Origin of the sequence: Alteribacillus sp. YIM 98480 (genome assembly GCF_009765375.1) — a bacterium.
Lineage (GTDB): Bacteria > Bacillota > Bacilli > Bacillales > Marinococcaceae > Alteribacillus.
The window spans coordinates 232,307-252,744 of the sequence record NZ_VTOK01000004.1; the positions used below are offsets into that span (position 1 = coordinate 232,307).

Annotated in this window: 20 protein-coding genes and 1 riboswitch; of the genes, 16 read left to right on the forward strand and 4 right to left on the reverse strand. The window is 39.1% G+C overall.

The features are described 5' to 3' along the window. Positions 1–27 precede the first annotated feature (27 nt). The 8 genes from FZF09_RS07240 (at position 28) to FZF09_RS07270 (ending at position 5,722) form a co-directional block, all read left to right on the forward strand. Entirely contained in the window at positions 28–1,056 is a 1,029-nt protein-coding gene (locus tag FZF09_RS07240; protein ID WP_158735908.1) for an NAD(P)-dependent alcohol dehydrogenase, read from the forward strand. A 212-nt stretch (positions 1,057–1,268) separates the two neighbouring features. Beyond that, positions 1,269–1,637, forward strand: a complete 369-nt coding sequence (locus tag FZF09_RS07245) for a (2Fe-2S) ferredoxin domain-containing protein (protein ID WP_158735909.1) — start codon at positions 1,269–1,271, stop codon at positions 1,635–1,637. Positions 1,638–1,681: 44 nt separating this feature from the next. Further along, positions 1,682–2,608, forward strand: a complete 927-nt coding sequence (locus FZF09_RS07250) for a CobW family GTP-binding protein (protein ID WP_158735910.1) — start codon at positions 1,682–1,684, stop codon at positions 2,606–2,608. 191 nt (positions 2,609–2,799) lie between these two features. Beyond that, on the forward strand, positions 2,800–2,961 hold the full coding sequence (locus FZF09_RS22765; RefSeq protein ID WP_233269428.1) for a hypothetical protein: 162 nt from the start codon (positions 2,800–2,802) through the stop codon (positions 2,959–2,961). Positions 2,962–2,982: 21 nt separating this feature from the next. Then, positions 2,983–3,159, forward strand: coding sequence for a hypothetical protein (locus tag FZF09_RS22770; RefSeq protein WP_233269429.1), 177 nt, complete (start codon positions 2,983–2,985; stop codon positions 3,157–3,159). Positions 3,160–3,274: 115 nt separating this feature from the next. Further along, positions 3,275–3,952: a DUF3889 domain-containing protein gene (locus FZF09_RS07260; RefSeq protein ID WP_158735911.1), complete on the forward strand. Its 678-nt coding sequence runs from the start codon at positions 3,275–3,277 to the stop codon at positions 3,950–3,952. Positions 3,953–4,255: 303 nt separating this feature from the next. Beyond that, complete coding sequence (locus FZF09_RS07265) at positions 4,256–5,572, forward strand: DUF4062 domain-containing protein (protein ID WP_158735912.1); 1,317 nt, start codon at positions 4,256–4,258, stop codon at positions 5,570–5,572. Positions 5,573–5,578: 6 nt separating this feature from the next. After that, positions 5,579–5,722: a hypothetical protein gene (locus tag FZF09_RS07270; protein ID WP_158735913.1), complete on the forward strand. Its 144-nt coding sequence runs from the start codon at positions 5,579–5,581 to the stop codon at positions 5,720–5,722. Positions 5,723–5,867: 145 nt separating this feature from the next. Here the strand turns inward: FZF09_RS07270 and FZF09_RS07275 are convergent, their stop codons facing one another. Then, complete coding sequence (locus FZF09_RS07275) at positions 5,868–6,197, reverse strand: helix-turn-helix domain-containing protein (RefSeq protein WP_158735969.1); 330 nt, start codon at positions 6,195–6,197, stop codon at positions 5,868–5,870. Between the two features lie 292 nt (positions 6,198–6,489). Between FZF09_RS07275 and FZF09_RS07280 the strand changes: the two genes are divergently transcribed. Then, positions 6,490–6,777, forward strand: coding sequence for a hypothetical protein (locus FZF09_RS07280; RefSeq protein WP_158735914.1), 288 nt, complete (start codon positions 6,490–6,492; stop codon positions 6,775–6,777). A 611-nt stretch (positions 6,778–7,388) separates the two neighbouring features. Here FZF09_RS07280 and FZF09_RS07285 read toward each other — a convergent pair. Further along, entirely contained in the window at positions 7,389–8,621 is a 1,233-nt protein-coding gene (locus FZF09_RS07285; protein WP_370514434.1) for an MFS transporter, read from the reverse strand. A 451-nt stretch (positions 8,622–9,072) separates the two neighbouring features. Here FZF09_RS07285 and FZF09_RS07290 point away from each other — a divergent pair, with 451 nt between their 5' ends. Then, entirely contained in the window at positions 9,073–9,960 is an 888-nt protein-coding gene (locus tag FZF09_RS07290) for a LysR family transcriptional regulator (protein WP_158735915.1), read from the forward strand. A 145-nt stretch (positions 9,961–10,105) separates the two neighbouring features. Here the strand turns inward: FZF09_RS07290 and FZF09_RS07295 are convergent, their stop codons facing one another. After that, positions 10,106–11,008, reverse strand: coding sequence for a 5'-3' exonuclease (locus tag FZF09_RS07295; RefSeq protein ID WP_158735916.1), 903 nt, complete (start codon positions 11,006–11,008; stop codon positions 10,106–10,108). Positions 11,009–11,467: 459 nt separating this feature from the next. On the opposite strand from FZF09_RS07295, the gene FZF09_RS07300 reads away from it, so the two are divergent. The 5 genes from FZF09_RS07300 to FZF09_RS07320 all read left to right on the forward strand — a co-directional run bounded on the left by FZF09_RS07300 (position 11,468) and on the right by FZF09_RS07320 (position 17,166). Further along, positions 11,468–13,435 (forward strand): penicillin-binding transpeptidase domain-containing protein, encoded by a 1,968-nt coding sequence (locus tag FZF09_RS07300; RefSeq protein WP_158735917.1) that lies wholly within the window; start codon positions 11,468–11,470, stop codon positions 13,433–13,435. Positions 13,436–13,857: 422 nt separating this feature from the next. After that, positions 13,858–13,959: riboswitch (glycine riboswitch) on the forward strand. 148 nt (positions 13,960–14,107) lie between these two features. Further along, the gene (glyA, locus tag FZF09_RS07305) at positions 14,108–15,358 is read left to right on the forward strand and encodes a serine hydroxymethyltransferase (RefSeq protein ID WP_158735918.1); all 1,251 of its coding nucleotides are present in this window, start codon (positions 14,108–14,110) and stop codon (positions 15,356–15,358) included. Between the two features lie 84 nt (positions 15,359–15,442). Beyond that, complete coding sequence (locus FZF09_RS07310) at positions 15,443–15,970, forward strand: serine dehydratase beta chain (RefSeq protein WP_158735919.1); 528 nt, start codon at positions 15,443–15,445, stop codon at positions 15,968–15,970. Beyond that, positions 15,960–16,847, forward strand: coding sequence for an L-serine ammonia-lyase, iron-sulfur-dependent, subunit alpha (gene sdaAA / locus FZF09_RS07315; protein WP_158735920.1), 888 nt, complete (start codon positions 15,960–15,962; stop codon positions 16,845–16,847). Before FZF09_RS07310 ends, sdaAA begins: the two co-directional genes overlap by 11 nt. 19 nt (positions 16,848–16,866) lie before the next feature. Beyond that, a complete protein-coding gene (locus FZF09_RS07320) occupies positions 16,867–17,166 on the forward strand; it encodes an iron-sulfur cluster biosynthesis family protein (RefSeq protein WP_158735921.1) in 300 nt (99 codons plus the stop codon). Between the two features lie 67 nt (positions 17,167–17,233). Here the strand turns inward: FZF09_RS07320 and FZF09_RS07325 are convergent, their stop codons facing one another. Beyond that, entirely contained in the window at positions 17,234–19,156 is a 1,923-nt protein-coding gene (locus tag FZF09_RS07325) for a sigma-54-dependent Fis family transcriptional regulator (RefSeq protein WP_158735922.1), read from the reverse strand. A gap of 261 nt (positions 19,157–19,417) precedes the next feature. On the opposite strand from FZF09_RS07325, the gene FZF09_RS07330 reads away from it, so the two are divergent. After that, positions 19,418–20,410 (forward strand): TAXI family TRAP transporter solute-binding subunit, encoded by a 993-nt coding sequence (locus FZF09_RS07330; protein WP_158735923.1) that lies wholly within the window; start codon positions 19,418–19,420, stop codon positions 20,408–20,410. Positions 20,411–20,438 lie beyond the last annotated feature (28 nt).

The window sequence follows — 20,438 nt, forward strand, 5'->3', positions numbered from 1 at the left end:
GTCTTTCTAAATAAAGGAGTGTATACCGTGAAAGCATGGAGATTAAAAGAATTCAATCAGCCTTTATCGTTTGAAGAAATAGATGATCCAGTGATTACAGACCCAACAGATGTTATTATTAAGATTGGCGGGGCGGGAGTTTGTCGTACCGATCTCCATTTAATAGAAGGGATTTGGGATGAAACATTAAAAACACCGCTTCCTTTTACGATAGGACATGAAAATGCTGGCTGGGTTCATGAAATTGGATCAGGGGTCACAACGTTTGAAGTCGGTGATCCAGTAATCGTCCATCCGGTTGCAAGCTGTGGAAAGTGTTTAAGCTGTCGAGCAGGGGAAGATATGCATTGTGAGAACCTTGTTTTCCCGGGATTAACAGCTGATGGAGGGTATGCAGAATTTTTAAAAACATCTGAACGAGCCTTGATTAAGTTAGAAAATGGCGTGGAACCAAAAGACGTGGCACCTCTGGCAGACGCTGGAATAACAGCTTACCGGGCCGTTCAGAAAGCAGCTCCTTTAGCTAAACCAGGAACAAAAGCCTTATTAATTGGAATGGGAGGGCTTGGTCACATAGCGGTGCAGCTCATGCGAGAATTTGGTAATTCCGATATCATCGCTATGGATACAAATGAAGAAAGGTTAAAATTAGCTAGCGATTATGGTGCAGACGAAAGTGTTTTAGTTAAAGATGGGATGATTGAAGAGGTGCTGCATCTTTCTGAAGCCAAAGGAGTAGATTTAATTATAGATCTTGTTGGAACAGATCAAACCCACGAAGATAGCATGAAAATGCTGAAAAAGGGCGGCTCCTATTTTGTAGTTGGTTATGGTGGAGCGTTACATGTACCTTCGCTGAATATTATTAATAATGAAGTGAATATAGTAGGGAGTCTTGTGGGCAATTATAATCAATTGTATGAATTAATGAAATTACATGCGAAAGGGAAAATACATCTGCATTCTACTTCTTATCCATTGAGCGAAGCTAATGAAGTCTTAAAAAAGCTTGATGAAGGAATAATTAACGGTCGGACAGTGTTAGTTCCAGAATAATATACTAATCGGAAAAGATTTACTTGATAGCATTGACTTAAAAAATTAATCGAATACAACAACCTAGCGCTTCTTCGTTAATTTACACAGTGAAGAAGCGCTTTTTTTAATGGAAGAGAAGCATAAATACTGTTGACTTATAATTTAAAGTCGACTAAAATTTTCTTGTGTAAATAATAATGATTACGATTTTTGATGTGAGGGATAAACATATGGTTACTTGGAATTTATCAAATACAACTCATCACGTATTAATTTATAACGGCGGCAGCTGCATGAGGAAAAATGGAGAAGAGGTAACACAGGCGATTCGCGATGAAATAAAAAACCTTGGTCTTGATGAATACATACATACCACTCGTACGCGTTGTAACGGGCGATGTGAGGATGCCTGCGTGGTACTGGTTTATCCAGAAGGCGTTTGGTATAAAACGATAAACCCGGATATGGGAAGAAAAATCATTAATCAACACATTCAAAAAAATGAACCTCTTCACCCTTACATTGCTTACCGGTATCAGCATGCAAACTTCGAACCTGATAATATATCATCTATTGGTATATCTAAATCCAAAAAATAATAGGTATGGGAAGGATCACACAAAGCGGGAGGGTTTAATACATTTTGAACAATCACCGAACAGAACTTTTCATGTTGAGCGGCTTTCTAGGCAGCGGGAAAAGTACGATGCTCAGACAATTACTTCAGAAAGAACAAGAGGCTGGCAGGAACGTGGCTGTTTTGATGAATGAATTGGGAAAAAAAAGCATTGATTCATCTGTAGTTCCCGCCAATATGCCTCTAAAAGAGCTTTTAAACGGTTGTATCTGCTGTACGATCCAAGGCCAGCTCAGCCAGCAATTAGATCATTTATTAAAAGATAATGAACTCGATGCGATTTATGTAGAAGCAACCGGTGCTGCTCATCCTGTAGATGTGATCGAGGCTTGTACTCATCCTTTTATCGCAGACAAACTAAAAATAAAAGCGGTCATTACTTTGGTGGACGCGAAACAATGGAACGATAAAAAAGGCAGTCTGAAAGTGAAGAAGCTAATGAAAGAACAAGTGAAATACGCTGATATTGTGGTACTTAATAAGATAGACAAAGTGAGCAGCAGTGAACAAAAGGCTGTACATCAATCATTAAAAGAAATAAATCCAAAAGCAAGTACTCTCCCTGCTGCATATGCAAATATACCTTTATCCGTCTTATTTTCTTCTAAAACCAATTATTACTCTTTGCCGCCTGCAGAAAGGAAGGCACACGCTGTGGAAGACTTGCATCTTCACTCATTAACATTGCCGCTGCCTCAGCCTGTCAGCCGGCTCAAGTTTTCTCAGTGGATAAAAAAAATGGAAGGAAATGTCTTTCGCATGAAAGGATTTGTCATCTTTACGAGCGGACCAGAAATGTTTTTATTTAATTACTCCCACGGTGGATTGACCTTTGAGAAGCACCAGCAAGATAAAAACATTGATCCTTTACTGGTTATCATAGGAGAAGGCCTTGATGAGAATAAAATGAAGGAAGGACTTCATAAGCTTTAAAAACTATGTATAGATAGTAAAGGACGCAGCAGTAATTGCTTCAAATGACATAAAACGGACAGACTTATCTTTTGTATGAGTCTGTCCTTTCTTTTTGGCTGCAAGGTATTGGTAAATAAAGGAATATTTCCCTTCTCTATAAAATATGATTCCTATGTGCACTTATTCTTCTATTAGAGGGGGATGGCTGGATGAGCAGAGTGACGGAAATGGTGCTTGGGGTTATTGGCGGGTTGATTGGATTTGGCGGTGCCTTTTTTGCGTTATTTATGGGAAGCCTTGATGAAGCTTTTAATGAAACGGCCAGCAGTTTGACGGGACTAGGTGCTAGTGCTTTTTTGTTTAGTGCTTAAGCGATTGCAGGAGCGATCGTCGTGAAGTTTAAACCGAAAACAGGCGGCTGGATGATGGCCATAAGCGGCATAGCCATTTTATTTTCTATTAGTCTGTTCGGTGTGGTTCCAGCACTATTTCTTGTGCCCGCGGGATTAATGGGAATTTTGCGTAAAGAAAAGCAAACGCAGTCTCCAAATAAATCAGAAGGAAGTTAGATCAAAGCCCAATATAATGAAGTAATATGTAAATTTATACCGGTTAATTTTTTGTAACAGGCCAACCTATTTTAGGCATATATTAACCCAGAGTTTTAAAGAAAGGAGGAGAATTATGTATTTTTATTATTACCCCACAGGAAATCCATATGCCCATGCTCCTTACCACACGCGGCCTTATGAACAGCACCCTTATTACATGGAAGATAGAAGTTATTCCGGGTTTTCTAATGATTTTGATCGTCAGCAATCCGTTCGGGGGCAGGCTACCTGGACAGAGGGAGGGCCAGTAACAAAATGCGGTATCCCCTGGTCTCACAATAATTACATGACAGTTTCGGTTGGAGAAAATTCTCCTTATCAATGCGGGCAATCCTTAAGAATTAAAAATCTTACTTCTCCTGACAAAGAAGTGACGGTAACGGTTGTCGATCAGACGAGAGGCTATCCGCCTAATAAAATTAATCTTCACCGCAGCGCTTTTGAGGCACTAGGTGCCAACCTTGAAGTAGGTGTATTAAATGTTGAGATTACACCAATGCAGCAGTCAGATTCAAGCATAAGTAATGGAAGATGGGGAGAGTACTTATCGGCCATTACTCAAACGGCTTATCCGAGTTATTATGTGACCAATTTCCAAGCCGTAGGGAAAACACCCATGAATCCACAGCAGACAAAAGAAACTTATGATCTGCTATTGCAATCACCGCACGAATCCAGGCAAGTCCGCGGCAACGTTATTTATCAAACAAACACAAACCAAGTAATTTCTTTTGATATACAGGAAATGTGAAGATGATAGGAGGGGCTGTCTCACAAGCTGGAGGCAGTTCTTTTTTGTATTGAAATAAAACCAATCTAAGCAATTGATCCTCATCTCTCTTTTGTCGGTTTTATTATTTCTCTTTAGAAACGTTTACAATTGCTAAAGGATAGAGATAGAAAACAGGAAATAATATAACCGCACGATAAGTTGAAAATTATGGTAAAATATAGGTAGAAAAAGGAAGGGGAGAATGTTAAGCGTATGCAGGTATCTCACCCCGATGATTAAATCAAGTGACTCCTAATCTCATGATAAGGGAGGTCGGTTCCCTTGATCAATAAAACGAGAATATTTATAAGCTCTGCTTATGAAGAAGATTTAAAAACACCGCGGAAAATAGTGAAAAAGCATTTAGAAGAGAGTGGGCATTACGTTCCTATATTTGAAGACGGGGATTTTGGTACATGGGAAAAGGATACGTTAAAGCAATGCCAGGACGTCGTAAAAGCAAGCGATGTTTTTGTCCTTCTCATTCACCGAAAAGCAGGTGCCAGTTCACAACTCTTGCCAGGAAATGTGACACCTGCTTATTTAGAGTACAAAGCAGCAGTTATGGAAAACAAGCATATCCTTGTGTTTGTCTCCCCAGAGGTAAAAGAAAGTTTTTTTAAAATACAAAAGAAACTCGAGACCCTTCACAACGCCTTTTTAAACGACAATCACCGGGCGCCCGATTCTCCGTTTGATCCGTTTGAACATTGGATAATAGATGAAATAGAAAACGAAGGTTTGGCAAAACAATTTCTTAAAACAGCGGATCCGTTTATTTGGGCGTTTCTCTTTGAATTGTTTCAAAACGGACATTGGCTTTATGATTTTGACATTTCCAAGGCTGAAACACAGGCCCAAAATATTTCTGCGATGCTTAGCACATCGTTACGCTCTGTTATTGGTTTTATCTCAGAAAGAGAACACATTCAAACGTTAAAAAAACAGGCTGCTCAGCTGCTTCATTATGGTGATTATTCTCTTTTGATGCTTCATGCGTATAATGAGATGATTAAAGATACAGGGGAGATGAGGAAAAACTGGTCTGCTTTTTTAGAAAAAGCAATATCATTTTTCCATTGCCCCGTCGACATAGTGCAAGCCCCTGAATATAACCCTGTTGTCGTAAATACCATTAAGGACTGTTTTGCTGCAGCTCTTTATTGTTCTGTTGAAGAGCAATATTTGTCTCTAATTGGCCTAACCGGGGACATCCCAGCCCCAGAAGAAATGTCGCTCGACGCCGGGGCGTTTAAAAAGAGAACGATCGGATACAAAGAAGAGACGCAATCCCTTTACATCGCTGAATCTATTAGTCCTTTCGTCTTGTATTTGCATTTTTCTTTGGCTGATCCAATGACAGAGGAACAAATCACTGCGTACACGGATGAAATAGAACGAGCTGTCATGGAGCAAAGTGAGTATCATATCGAATGTTTAAAATCTCTGATTGGCGGAAAATCAGTGAGCCCAGAAGATAGTGTACGGTTTTACTCTCATGAAAAACAGAACACGATGCGTAAGTCTATTTCCCAAAACCTTGAATCCCTCAAGAGAGCATTGGATAGAGGAAATACATTGTTCCAAAAGAAATGGTAACAACATTTGATTTTAAATGACGAAGAGTTTTTAGAACATAGCGGAAGCGGCTGCAGCGGCTGTGCGGTCACTAATGAAGGTGACGAGATAGAAGCCTCCATTCATTGGAGCGGAGAATCGGAACGTTTTAAACTAGAGAACGAGCAATAGCTGCCTGTAATTATAGGACATATCTTCGAAACAGACGCCTCCTTTATACATAATGAACCAAAACAGAAAGGCGTTGATTATGTATACACCGGACAAAGAGAAAGGTCTAAACGACGAGGAATGAAGAAGCAGAAAAATATAAAAATTATTCATCATCTCGTTCTCTTTTTTTGTTTTCTATAAAAGCTTTAAATTGTTCCTTCGACACTCCAGACTCTATTGCTTCCTTTACGACTTCAATCCAAACGTCATCTAGTTCAGTTTCTTTTTCTTGTGAAGTCGGCGGTCCGAGCAAGAGTTGAACAGGGATATTTAACCCGTTCGCTATCTGTTCAAGCTTTTGAACAGATGGATATGGATATTTGTCTTCCTCTATTTTTTGCAAATGGCTGGTGGAAATTCCTGTTTTCTGTGCTAGCTCCGATATGGACATATTATTTTTCATCCGATAATGGACGATTCGTTGACCAATCATCCTGAAAATCCCCCTATACAATGTTCCAGTTTCTATGGTGTAAAGTGTTTAAATGTCGAAAAATTGTGATATTCGTCTATCTTTGTCACAAAAAAGACAAAGCTAAATTTATAATACTATAAAAATATTAGTTGTAAAGGTCTCAGAAGGATTCGCTGCCTCCCGATTTTATAAAAGCTATTCGTATAGAATAAAAGCTGCTATTGCCATTTAATTGTTATCGTGACTTTTTGCATGATTACAAAGAATCTTATAAAATCAAGTTAAATGGAAATGCAGGAGGGAATTGGAAGTGAGCGTCTACGGAAATGATAATAAAGACGTAGAACCGCATGAGTGGAAAAGGGGATATTTTTTACTATCTGATTCACCCATGATGGCAACTATAATCGATAAAGAAGATTTTTTCTCTATGGAAATATATAAAGCGGACAAAAAAGGCAAAAAACCTAAAAAAGCATGGAACAAAGCAAACAGACATTATCGTTTCTGTCATTATTACAAAATGTATACGGAGCAAAAAGGGAATACTGTAGAGGAATATGCGGTGTTACAAAAAACGGTAGCAGCACCGAGGTAGAGATTAGGCTACGAAGTTCAAAAATATATTTTTGAATAGAGGGCGGACCCAAAACGCTGCTTTTGAACAGTGTATGGGATAGCCCTTTTGCGGAACAGAAGACATTATTCTTTAACAATGCCAACGCCTGTGCCAAATAGACTGCCAGCAGAATGTAATCGGAGGTTCCGCTGTTCAGTCTGGTTCGAAAGCTGCCATTCCGGCTAAACGGTGAAGTTGTATGTCTTTCCATAAATTCTAGCAGGCGCTTTTTTTAATAATATGGAAATACTATCTGTTTAAAGCCATTTACTGTCCGAAATGTTCTGGTTACCTCGCTGTTATTTCCAAAATACTATCCGTTATTTTAGACTATGTTTGTCGGCATCCATGCAATCGGCAAGCAGCAAAAGGATTCGACAAAGTTCTTCATACTACTACGATTACGGTACAAGTCAAAAATGAAAAAGAAAATCAAGAAACAACGGACTATTACCAAAAAACTGATTGCCAATAAATGTAAAGAATATTTTGCTTAAGAGCAGCATCAGCCACTTCAAACTCGGCCAAGCTCCAGTAGAGACAATTATGTGAACTGTTTATGACAAAATTATCGTTCCACCGTACCCCTTTTAATTTTTATTATGATTGCGTCGGGACCAGATAATGAGGGGAAGAAGCAGTAATGAAAGAATACCTCCAGCAACGGATAAGGTTGCAAAACTTGAAACTCCTACGATCATACCTGATAGTGCACCGCCGGATGCCCCTGCCAAAGCGATAAAGACATCAACAGATCCTTGTGTTTTTGCTCGAGCTGTCGGGTTAGTTGCATCTACAATGAGAGCCGTTCCAGTAATCAATCCAATGTTCCAGCCAAAACCAAGTAATGCGAGAGCAATAGCGAGCACTGTAACTGAATGTACAGGTGCAGCAGCTGCAAGAACGCCAGCAGCTAGCAGTATGAAACCAGAAACGATGGTCATAGTCGTTCGTCCAGCCTTATCGACAAGTACTCCCGTCACAAGGGATGGCAGGTACATGGCCCCAATATGAATACCAATTACAATTCCTATCTCACTCAAACCATGTCCGTGATTATTCATGTGTATAGGTGTTATTGTCATAATGGCAAGCATTATCATTTGGGTTAAGACCATTATAGTGGCACCGATAATGATGCCTCGTCTGTCAGATACAGAGTTTAATAGATTAGTATCGTCTTGTTCTTGTACAGCAGCAGCTATAGCTTTTGCAACGATAAAAGGATCAGGACGCATAAAAACAAGTAGAATGAGACCAGCAAGAAGGAAGGCTGCTCCTGCTAAAATAAACGGACCAGCTAGAGCTGGGACACCTATGGATTCAGCAATATGCCCCGTAAAATCAACCAAGTTTGGACCCGCAACGGCACCTAAAGTAGTGGCTACCATTGCAATACTAATTGCAGTTGCCCGCTGTGTGGAGTTTGCTAAGTCTGTACCAGCATAGCGTGCTTGTAAATTTGCAGCAGTGCCGGAACCATAGATTAGAAGGGAAGCAAAAAGAAGAAAAATATTGTTCATTATTGCGGAAGCCACTACGCCAATGGCACCAATACCACCAGCCAAAAAGCCTGTGGCAAGTCCAAAACGCCGGCCAAATTGCTGGGATAGTTTTCCTATAAGCAATGCTGCTCCTGCAGAACCCAAGGTAAACAGTGCAGCTGGAACTCCAGCATAATTTTCTGTACCAAGCATGTCGTGGGCAAGAAGTGCTCCAGTGGTTATGCCTGCAGCAAGCCCGGCGCCTCCAAATATTTGGGAAATGACAACGATGATTAACGTTCGATGGTATAATTTTCGTTGTTTTTCTGGAGTAGCCATGTACACTTGCAGCCAAACTGGCTGGCTTTTTAACTTTTTAGTATCTTCTGCATTTCGAGCTAGCATGTTATTCTTCTTTTCCATACATTCACCTCCCAAATCCTTTTTCTATTTCATTAGTCCTTTATGTTTTGATTAAATTCTTGAAGGGGGCTCTGTACGGGCCCAAAGAGACTCCGGCCCCGGGCGGCTGAACTGCACCGCTGCCCCGTCTCTGTTTCAACGCCTCAAATAGCCTACTGATTAACCGAAGGGGATTCGATATTCAAAAAATAAAGTCACCAAAAATAAGCAGGATTATCATATAAGATATGACATAAAACATGGACACCGTACCTTCAGAAACTGTGTACTTTTATTTTATCTGAATATATTTGATAATAGAAATGCATATTAATAATAATTTGTATACGGGTAAGTTATAGATTTTAGGTAGAGGAGGTATAATGTCATGGATATTCAGCAGTTGAAAACATTTCAAACGGTAGCTAAACATGAGAACTTTTCTATGGCTGCAGAGGAATTATCTTTAAGTCAACCTGCTGTTTCAAGGCAAATAGATCGTTTAGAACAGTATTTAAACGTTAATTTGTTTTACAAAGTTGGAAGGAATATGAAATTAACTGCGGTAGGTAAAGAAATAAAAGTAAAAGCGGATCAAATTTTGGCTTTGGTTGACCGTACCACCTCTCTTGTTCAATCCATCAATGAACTGGAAACTGGTTCATTGCGTCTTGGAGCAAGCACAACGGTCGGTAATTATAGCATGGCGCCGATGGTGATGAAATTCATGGAAAAATATCCTCGTATTGATGTAACGCTTGATATCAAGTCAACAGCTGAAATGCAGAAAAATCTGCGCAATGAAATGTTAGATATTGCTATCATACCTGAGATTCCACAGTCGCGTGAATTTCAATCGGAAGTTTTTATTGAAGATGAAATTGTTTTTGCAGCTTCTCCACAACACCCGGTTGCAAAGAAAGAGCATTTAACATTTGAGGATTTGGCTGAAGAAAGATGGATTCTGCGGGGCCCAAAATCAAATACAAGAAAAACAATGGAAAATTATTTATTCTCTAAGGGGTTCCAAATCCCAAAAGGAATTGAACTTGGCTCTACAGAAGCCGTCAAGCAAGCTGTTATTACTGGAGGAGGGCTTGCTTTTCTTTCAAAAATGACGTTCGAAACGGAACAAAAGCTTGGAATTATACAACCTTTAAATGTAAGCGGGATCAGTTGTAAACGTCATTTTTATGTAGTACGCCATAATCACTACTATCCAACTCCTGCGGTCGATGCGTTTACTTCTTTCTTAACCGAAAAAATCGATTTATAAGACATATCAAAATAATTGAACACAGAACATATAAAATAAGAACACAGCTTGCGTTGCAATATGGAAAATTAAAGGGAAAACGAATAAGGAGAGTTACGCTGGGGGCGCTGAACTCCCCCAGAAAGCGTAAGCTAAGTGGAGAAGTTCAAGAGAAGGGATCTACTATTTTTTCTTCCTGCTGAATGATAAGGTTCTTACGCCAGTTTCGAAATTCGAGGTCGTCAAAAGCGGCGGCCATTTTCATATCGTCAATTGCATACAAGGCATCTTCTAACGAGCACGTAATGCCGGCTTCACAATGAATACGGGCAAGCTGGCGAGAAAGGTGAAGCATCTCGAGGTTCTCTTCAATTTTGGTGCGCTGTCCTTTTGTTAAGGCATCTAAATTTTCTAATATACCCTCGATTGTCTGGTGCTGTTTTAATAGTTTCAAAGCTGTTTTTTCGCCGATGCCGTGCACGCCGGGATAATTGTCGCTTGTGTCGCCCATCAGTGCTTTGACATCCACCATTTGAGAAGGCGTGATCCCTTTTTCTTCGGTAAAAGAAGTTGCGTTATATTCTGCGTAATTGCCATAGCCTTTTTTCAGAAGTAAAACCGTAACGTTTGGCTGCAGTAATTGAAGCAGGTCTTGATCGCCGGAGAGAATCAATACCTCATTATCTCCGCTTAAAACGCTGCTGAGCGTACCGATGCAATCGTCGGCTTCATACCCTTCAACACCCACGTTTGGGATGTTCAACGCTTCAACCACCTCTTTAGCCAGATCAAATTGCGGAATCAGTTCCTCAGGAGGAGCGCCGCGGTTGGCTTTATAATCAGGGTAGAGGTCATTTCGGAAGGTATGGCTTCCCATATCCCAGCAGCAGATAACATGTGTTGGCTGGTATCGATGTACTGCCGTAAACAGGTGTTTGACCAGACCGTATACACCGTTTGTTGGCTGCCCTTTGCTGTTAACCATATAGTAGTTGCTCATGGCTGTCGCGTAAAACGCCCGGAATAAAAGAGCCATGCCGTCCACAAGCATTATTTTATTTTTTTGCATATTCTTTTCCTCTCCTTTTTTCTACGTTTACTATATCAAAAATTAGAAACAATGTTCAGTGCTCTAGGCTGATATTCTGTAACATTTTGTTTCCAATAGATTTTACGAGCCTATATTTTATCATTTAATAATATTAAGTCTATTGGACTGTTTCTAAAGAATGGAAAATACACGGAATCTCCGAAAGTGTTGACTCTCAGGCAAAATTGGCGGAACCATTAAATCACAAGAGAATAAATTTACAATTCAGAATAAAGATGCCCGCTTCTCCTTTCAATAGGAATGGCATTGGGAAAAATGCTCAAGCTCTGGGTCATAGATCAGGGATAATTTTTGTATTTTAGCTTTCAGTTATGTAGAACGCTTGTGCTTTTGTTTTGAAAAGAAGAAAGGTGATAATATATTTTTTCTCTAGTACAATAGATTGATGGGAGAGTCAGATGAACGGAGGGGAAATAGATGAAAAAATATATATTGCCGTTTTTTATTATCGGTCTTGCTGCTTGTTCGAACGGGCCGACCCAGGAAGAAGTGATGAACGAGTTTGTGTCTGCCTGGAATGAGCAGGATTTTGAAAAAATGTATACATACCTGTCGGAAGAATCACAGCAAAGTATAAATGAAGAAACCTTTGTAGAGCGTTATGAGACGATATATGATGGGATCGAAGCAGAGGAGATTTCAGTAGAAGCAGCAGAAGTTTCAGAAGAAGAAGAGGAAGGCATTCCTCGCCCGTATGAAGTGTCGATGGAAACAGTGGCCGGAGAAATTTCTTTTGATGATGAAGCTGAGCTTGTGAAAGAAGAATCAGATGACGGGGAGACGTGGAAAGTTCATTGGGATTCTTCCTTTATTTTTCCAGAGCTTCAGGACGAAGAGACTGTTCAAGTCACGTCCAACGAACCGGTTCGCGGTGAAATTTTCGATCGGGAAGGCTCTCCTCTTGCGATTAATTCACCGGTTCAACAAGCAGGACTTGTTCCTGGGAAAATGGAGGACGATTCCATAGAAGAACTGGCGGAGCTTCTCGATATCGGTGAAGAAGAGATCGAATCAGCGCTAGACGCAGAATGGGTGTCGGATGAATCCTTTGTTCCTGTAACGAAATTAAGACCCGATGAAGAAGATATAGAAGAAGATCTTTTAGAAATTAACGGGGTAATGATTCAAGAGTCTTCCGCACGCTATTATCCGTTTGCTGAAAAAGCAGCCCATCTTACTGGTTATATTCGTCAAGTAAACGCTGAGGACTTAGAGGAGCTCCCAAAAAGTGAGTACGGTGCTGGATCGGTTATAGGGAGTACAGGGCTTGAAAGTGTGTATGAAGAAGAGCTGCATGGATCAACGGGCTGGCGGATCTACATTCCAGAAAGTGATACGACGATTGCTGAAAAAAAAGTGGAGAACGGAACGGATATAACGACGACAATAGACGCTTCTTTTCAACAAAAGATGTATGATGAAATGAAAGGCGACGCTGGTGCTGGAGTGGCCCTTCATCCGCAAACCGGGGAAACACTTGCACTCGTTAGTACACCGGCATATGATCCAAATCATTTTGTATTCGGGTGGCCGGACGGAGAATTTGAAGAAGTAAATGATGACCCAGAAACCCCGTTTTCCGCTAGATTTAATAACCGGTATGCGCCAGGGTCCACCATTAAGCCTATTACAGCTTCTATTGCCCTCCAAAACGGAAATCTTGATGTAAAGGAAGCGAAAACGATCGAAGGAAAGAGCTGGCAGCCAGATGAGAGCTGGGGCGGCTATGAAGTGACACGCGTTTCCGATCGATTAAATGACGTGAATTTAGAAAATGCTTTGATTACGTCAGATAATATTTATTTTGCCCAAGCTGCACTTGACACCGGAGCAGACAATTTCACCGAAGGACTGCGCAGCTTTGGCTTTGAAGAAGATGTTCCTTACGAGTTTCCGGTCAATGGCTCTGCTATTGCCAATGAAGGATTGAATGAAGAAATATTACTTGCCGATACGGGATATGGTCAAGGCGAAATGCTAATGTCACCGATACATTTAGCAGTGGCATATACTCCTTTTTTAAACGATGGTGATATGCTAAAACCAACCCTCGAGCTTCGTGATGAACCGAAAGAGGTATGGCAAGACCAAGTCGTTCCCTCAGAAGATACAGAGGTTATTACGCAAGGATTGCGGGGCATTGTAGAAAACGAAAGAGGTTCAGCGTATGAACCTGTCATGAATGAACTTACGATTGCTGGGAAAACAGGAACAGCAGAATTAAAAACAGCCCAAGGAGACGAAGATGGAACAGAAAATGGCTGGTTTGTGTCCTATGATTATGAAAATGAAGATATGCTGATTACCATGATGATAGAAGATGTACAAGGACGCGGCGGAAGTGAATACACAGTAGAAAAAGTGAAGAACTTGTTTAATAATTAAAGTCTTGTTGTAAGACACAATCGGCTGAACGTTAAAAAGGCAGGGAATCATCCGTACGGACACTAATCGTACAAAAGATCCCCTGCCTAACATAATTAATAATTTAAAGAATATGGGGGAAGCTCAAGAGGAGTTGGAACTCGTTTAGACAAATATTTTAAGAACTAAACATTGCTTGTAAAAAAACGGGAAGAAAAACATATTTGGGAGTCTTCTGACGAATATACAACAAAGTACAACTGTAACCAATGCAGACTGCGAAACAAGTCAAGCTGATGATCATTCTATATTAAGAAAAGTCATATCGTAAAGAGCTAATACCAGCAAGTTGATCTCTAATACGCAAAAAGTGATAAAGTTTTGGCGTTTTGAATATTGACAATGGTGAATTTTTAGATTATTATAAATTAAAATAGAGGCGAATGATCGTTGTGGGAGAGCGCAAAGCTTAGCCACCGAAGGAGCAAGTTCCAAAAACAAACCCTTGGAACCAATCTCTCAGGTAGATGTACCACAATGAGACGCATCTCTGGAGAGCGCATTAATTAATGCCACCAAAGGGGCTGCCTTTCTAAAGGCTAAACTCTCAGGTAAAAGGACAGAGAAGGGTGAACTACCACCTTTCTCTGTCCTTTTTGCGTGCAAAAAAACTATTCCAAAGGAGGACTCTAAATGAGTGTGAAAATTAATGATCCGAAGGTTTATGAAGCGATAGAACAAGAAAAGTCACGCCAGCATAATACATTGGAATTGATTGCCTCAGAAAATTTTGTGAGTTCAGATGTGTTAGAAGCAATGGGAAGTGAACTGACAAATAAATATGCAGAAGGGTATCCTGGCAAGCGTTACTATGGCGGGTGTAAACATGTGGATATCGTCGAGGAGCTAGCTATCGAACGTTTAAAATCTTTGTTTGGTGCGAAGTACGCTAATGTTCAGCCGCATTCAGGCGCACAAGCAAACTTAGCAGTATTTTATGCATTGCTTAAACCCGGGGATAAAGTGATGGGGATGGATTTGTCGCACGGAGGTCATTTAACACATGGGAGTCCGGTTAGTATATCAGGAAAATGGTTTGATGTTGTATCTTATGGCGTACGTGAAGATAATCAAACGATTGATTATGAAAAATTGGAAGCCATAGCAATGAAAGAAAGGCCCAAATTAATTATTGCTGGAACGAGCGCTTACCCTAGAATAATCGATTTTTCCAAATTTAGAGCAATCGCTGATAAAGCGGGAGCAAAATTAATGGTCGATATGGCACACATCGCTGGCCTTATAGCCGGAGGTGTCCATCCTTCACCGATTCCATATGCAGATGTGGTCACGAGTACTACGCACAAAACGCTGCGAGGTCCGCGCGGGGGGATTATTTTGTCGAACGATAAAGAAATGATGAAAAAAGTCAATAAAGCTGTTTTTCCAGGAATCCAAGGCGGCCCTCTAATGCATGTTATAGCCGCTAAGGCAGTAAGTTTTCTTGAAGCATTAGACCCTGATTTTACTAACTATGCAAAACAAGTAGTAAGCAATGCATACAACTTGGGGGAGGAACTTAAACAACAGGGAGCTTCCTTGGTTTCAAACGGGACGGATAATCATCTTATTCTTTTAAATGTAAAACCTTGGGGGCTGACAGGAAAAGAAGCAGAACAATACTTGGAAGAAGCTGGAATAACGGTTAATAAAAACACTATTCCATTTGATTCAGAAAGCCCTTTTGTTACTAGCGGTATTCGAATGGGAACGGCTGCCTTAACAACCAGAGGAATGAAAAGCGACGAAATGAAAGATATAGCCAAAGTTATAACTTCCATTTTAAAAAACAAAGGGAGTGCATCAGCCATTCATAAGGCAAAAGAGACGACAACGTCAATCTGCCAGCGTTATCCTTTATTTCAACCTTCGCTGAAAGTATAAGAATACTGCAGACGTACTCCTGGTCTCTATACAGGATTCCGTCCCAAAAGAAGATTGCATTTATTATGCGGAGGAGGTACCACCATGGAATTTAAAAGTTGTTTTGACATTATCGGTCCTATCATGGTCGGGCCGTCAAGCTCTCATACAGCAGGTGTTGTTTCTATTGGGAATTTTATTTATGAACTATTAGGCGGTCCACCTGGATATGCTTCCATCACTCTTTATGATTCGTTCTCTGAAACACATTCGGGACATGGTACAGATAAAGCTTTAGTCGGTGGAATGTTAGGAATGCGTACAAACGATTCAAATATTAAATCCGCAGTGGAATTTGCTAATAAGCAAGGATTAAATTTTGACATTCAACTTCAGGATTATTGTCCTTATTTCTCTCATCCAAATACTGTAAAAGTAGAAGCTGAAAGACATGAATATAAAATAATTGCAGGAGGTGTCTCTCTAGGCGGCGGTCTGTCAAAGATCTTTTTATTAAATGAAAAAATAGTAGATATACCCATAAGTGCAAATGACAATGTTTCAACGCTTGTACAATCTTACACTAGTTATGTAAAAAGACAAACTTCATTGGGAGGATCTTATGAAGATTGAATCAATGAAGGAACTGCTTCAACGATGTGAAGAAAAGGGAAAAACGATCAGTGAAGTGATGTTAGATATGGAAGTTGAAAATTCCGGAAAAACTCGTGAAACGTTGATTGATAAAATGACAGCTCGTTTACAACAAATGAAAAACACAATAGAACTAGGCATTCAGGATAAATCCTCTTCACCTAGCGGGATTTCTGGCGGTGATGCAGTACGTGTTGATGAGTATGTAAAAAAAGAAACCATTCTCTCTGGAAATTACATTGGTGATGCGATGCGTTTCTCTATAGCTACTTCTGAAAGTAACGCCAAAATGGGGATCATAGTAGCAACGCCCACTGCTGGGGCTGCGGGTGTATTGCCAGGTATTCTGTTTTCTTTACACAAAAACGATAATACTCCTTTTGAAACATTAGTAGAAGGATTATTTACCGCAAGCGCCCTTGGGTATGTCATTGCCAATCGATCATTTATATCAGGGGCAGCAGGAGGGTGCCAGGCCGAAGTAGGTTCGGCTACGGCCATGGCTGCGGGGGCAATCGTAGAACTTAAAGGCGGGTCACCGGAACAAGCCGTTCATGCTGCTGCAATTGCTCTTAAGTCATTATTAGGATTGGTATGTGATCCAGTAGCAGGGCTTGTGGAAGTACCTTGTATTAAACGTAATGTTATGGGCACTTCCATAGCATTTTCAGCAGCTGACTTATCTCTGGCAGGGGTGAAAAGCAGGATTCCGTGTGATGAAGTGATTAAAGCCATGTATGATATTGGGTCTGAAATGCCTCGAACTTTAAAAGAAACTGCACTTGGGGGGCTGGCTGCAACAGAAACCGGCCAGCAAGTAAAAGAAAGAATGTATAAGAAAAAAGGCGGCTTTTAAAGAGGAGGTGGATCTCTACTTGGTTATTACTCTTTCTTCTCAAGCTTTTGAAAAATTAAAAACAATGAACATGGAGGAAAAAGCACCACGTATAGATGCTGAAATAACTGGTGGTTGTGGAATGTCAGTAAATATTTCCCTCATTTTTGACGAACCGAGACCTAACGATAATCATATTGCTTATAAAGGCATTACAATAAATATCGATACGTTTACGAAGCGTTATTTAGATGACATTACACAAGTTGATTACACAGAAGAACAAGGTTTTGTTATTGGAAAAAGATGGTCACAAACTGTTTGCGCGATCCAAGTTTGAATGGAACAAAAAATAATTACAATGATGACTCCAGTTTTATACCGGAGTCATCATTTTTATATTTACTTTAAGAAATGTTGAACTCTTTTAGTTTTCGATATAGTGTTGTTCTTCCCATACCGAGCTTTTCAGCTAATTTAATCTTGTTACCCTCGTAAAGATCGAGAAAAGAGGTGAGGATAGCTTTTTCTGCTTCCATTAAACTGTCCTTGTAACTTTCTAAAATAGGAATTGATACGGTTTTGTAATTGTCAAGAAGGTTGTCGTTCTCAATACATTCATTTAAGAGTTGTAAGCAATATTGGTGTGTTATTTCTCCAGTCTCCGTTTCACTTAAAACAATAAACCTTTCTAATATATTATATAGTTCTCTAATATTTCCTGGGTAGCTATGATTAGTTAAGCTTTTGTATATTTCTGGAAAAAACGGCTCTATAGTATAATAAAGTGCTTTATTGTGTTCCATTATGAAGTCTCTTGTTAACAAAAAAATATCTTCCTTTCGGTATCTCAAAGGAGGAATTGATAATTTTAAAACGTTTAATCGATAAAACAGATCTTTTCTAAATTTGTTTTCTTTAACCATTTGAATGAGACCTTCGTTGGTTGCAGCTATAATCCGTATATTAATAGGAACTACTTGATTACTTCCTATCCTTACTATTTCTTTTTCTTGTAACACTCTTAGAAGTCGAGTTTGAAAACTTAAAGATAAAGAATTAATTTCATCCAAAAAAACAGTTCCATTATGCGCAATTTCGAATAATCCTTTTTTTCCTCCTTTAACTGCTCCAGTAAAAGCTCCATCCTCATAACCAAACAATTCACTCTCTAGTAAGCTCTCGGGTAAAGCACCGCAATTAATAGCAACAAATGGATTGTTCTTTCTAATACTATGATTATGCATACTTTGTGCAAATAGTTCTTTGCCTGTACCGGTTTCTCCAGTTAATAATACGGTAGAATCCGTTTCAGCATATTTTTTTGCTTTGCTAACCGTTTTCCTCATAATTGGGCTTTGGTGAATAATGTGATGAAAGAAAGTTTTTGCTTTTAATCCCTTCGCTTTTGTCTCTGATCGATATTTTTGTTCTAACTTTTGAATTCTTGTTATGTCTTGCACGGTTATGACATTACCTGTTTTCATTTCTTTTACCATTATAGGTACACGATTAATATTTAATGTAGTATTTTTATGGTCAACCAGTTCATCATTTAGAAGCTTTTTATCAAATATTCGCTGATGTTTGGATTCGGAAAAAAGATCGTTAATATCCTGTTTATAGGGAATTTCTTCTAAATCTAATAACTTAGTAGCAGAATGATTAATTAAGGTAAGTTCATCCTTCTCATTTGCAGCTAAAATGCCATCACTTACTGAGTTTAAAATTGCTTCCATTTCCTTCGCTTTTCTTTCTTCTTTTCTATTTATTTCAACAATCTCTATTGCCCTCTCAATTGCTTCCAATATTGTATTTTCAAGAGAATATATTAATAGGCTATTTAATTTGTGTTTTTTTGCGTAGTTAATCGCTATGCTCGTGCCTATTACTGTTCCACCGCATGGTGCAAAAAATTTGATCTTCTCTTCTAATTCATCTTGTGTACTGTAAGATAAAAATTCAATATTGATATCAAGCATGTCAACTAATAAAGAGTAGTCATATTCTAGATCTTCAAAACGAGCCATTGCGATAGCTATATGAGGAGAATGTTTTAAAGCTTTTTTTATTGAGGAAAGGATGTCAAAAGCAGTGATTCTAAAAGTAATTATAGGTATATTAGTGATACTCTTGAGCATTTGTTGATTTGCTCTTCCTGTAATAATAATATCTGTTTTTTGCTTTTCTAACTTTGGTATTATTTCTAGACATTCATTTAAAAGGCATTGATATACATCAATAGAGACGTGGTTATTAGCATTTTTAATAATTCCTTTTGTTAGATCAATAAAATCTCTGTAACCTAGTATTGCAATTTTAGGGTTCATATGCACTCTCCTAAATTTATATTTATGCTAATATTAAAACAATAATCTTAATTTTGAAACAAAATCTTTAAACATGAATTATAATAATTTAAATATTAAGAAGATTGAATGATTAGAAGAAAATTGTTTACGTTGGTACGTCCGTTTTTATGAAAAAGATTTGTTTAAATTTGAAAGAATATTTAAATTATATTAAATTGGCACATTAATTGCATTATTCTTACATTGAAAACCAATAACAAGAAGGGGGAACTTTACCTAATGAAACGTTGGGCTTTAATTATTTCGGTTTGCACACTCATTACTACTGTTGGTTGTTCTGGTTCAAGTGAAAGTGGGGCAAGTGAAAATACCGATGGAGGAGATCTAGAATATTCTATAGGGGCAGGTACTACAGGAGGAGGTTTCCATACAGGAGGGACAGCTCTATCAAATGTTTTAAATGAAAATATGGACAAGATGGAAACAGTAGTGGAAGTTACTGGTTCTTCTAAGGATAATGTCCAGCTAATGCAAGGTGGGGAAATTGAGTTGGGCTTATCTTCTACGGAAGTTGCTTGGGAAGCTTTCAACGGTGAATTTTCTTTAGAAGGAATGGAACATGATAAATTAAGGACGTTGCTGCCGGGCTGGCCAGGAGTATACATGTTTGTGACACTAGCAGACTCAGAGATTAAGACGATTGAAGATTTGGATGGAAAAAGTTATAGTGCTGGTCCAAAAGGAAGTGCAAATGAAATTTTTGCTGAAAGAGTATTTGATACTTTTGACATAGAACCAGATGTTGTTAACTTACCAACCTCAGACGCTGCTAATGCATTAAAAGATGGGACAGTAGATGGTTTTTCCATAGCATGGCCCTCCTCTGCAGTAACGGAGTTAGAGACAAGTCATGAGGTGAAAATTGTAACGTTGAGTGAGGAGGAAAAGCAAACATTCTTAGATAATAACCCTCCATATCTTTGGCTCGACATACCAGAGGATGCATATAATGCTGCTTCAAAAGGGATAGAAAACTTTGGTTTATATAATTTATTTATAGTAAGTAGTGATATTCCAGAAGAGACAGTGTACGAAATATTGAAAACTGTTTATGAAAATACAGATACTATAGAACAAGTATGGCCTCAAATGGCAGAAGGAATGACAATAGAGAATGTTGATCAAACGACTATACCTTATCATAAAGGTGCTGTTAAATTTTTTGAAGAACAAGGAGCAGATATTCCAGAAGAACTGATCCCACCAGAGTAGTGGATTTTTTACTAGGGTTCCTCTCGTT

Bases quoted from the DNA above. Each gene is read 5' to 3' on its own strand.
- FZF09_RS07260 (WP_158735911.1), top strand. From the start codon at position 3,275: ATGTATTTTTATTATTACCCCACAGGAAATCCATATGCCCATGCTCCT.
- FZF09_RS07330 (WP_158735923.1), top strand. From the start codon at position 19,418: ATGAAACGTTGGGCTTTAATTATTTCGGTTTGCACACTCATTACTACT.
- FZF09_RS07245 (WP_158735909.1), top strand. From the start codon at position 1,269: ATGGTTACTTGGAATTTATCAAATACAACTCATCACGTATTAATTTAT.
- FZF09_RS07290 (WP_158735915.1), top strand. From the start codon at position 9,073: ATGGATATTCAGCAGTTGAAAACATTTCAAACGGTAGCTAAACATGAG.
- sdaAA (WP_158735920.1), top strand. From the start codon at position 15,960: ATGAAGATTGAATCAATGAAGGAACTGCTTCAACGATGTGAAGAAAAG.
- FZF09_RS07300 (WP_158735917.1), top strand. From the start codon at position 11,468: ATGAAAAAATATATATTGCCGTTTTTTATTATCGGTCTTGCTGCTTGT.
- glyA (WP_158735918.1), top strand. From the start codon at position 14,108: ATGAGTGTGAAAATTAATGATCCGAAGGTTTATGAAGCGATAGAACAA.
- FZF09_RS22765 (WP_233269428.1), top strand. From the start codon at position 2,800: ATGAGCAGAGTGACGGAAATGGTGCTTGGGGTTATTGGCGGGTTGATT.
- FZF09_RS07285 (WP_370514434.1), bottom strand. From the start codon at position 8,621: ATGGCTACTCCAGAAAAACAACGAAAATTATACCATCGAACGTTAATC.
- FZF09_RS07325 (WP_158735922.1), bottom strand. From the start codon at position 19,156: ATGAACCCTAAAATTGCAATACTAGGTTACAGAGATTTTATTGATCTA.
- FZF09_RS07295 (WP_158735916.1), bottom strand. From the start codon at position 11,008: ATGCAAAAAAATAAAATAATGCTTGTGGACGGCATGGCTCTTTTATTC.
- FZF09_RS07310 (WP_158735919.1), top strand. From the start codon at position 15,443: ATGGAATTTAAAAGTTGTTTTGACATTATCGGTCCTATCATGGTCGGG.
- FZF09_RS07275 (WP_158735969.1), bottom strand. From the start codon at position 6,197: ATGATTGGTCAACGAATCGTCCATTATCGGATGAAAAATAATATGTCC.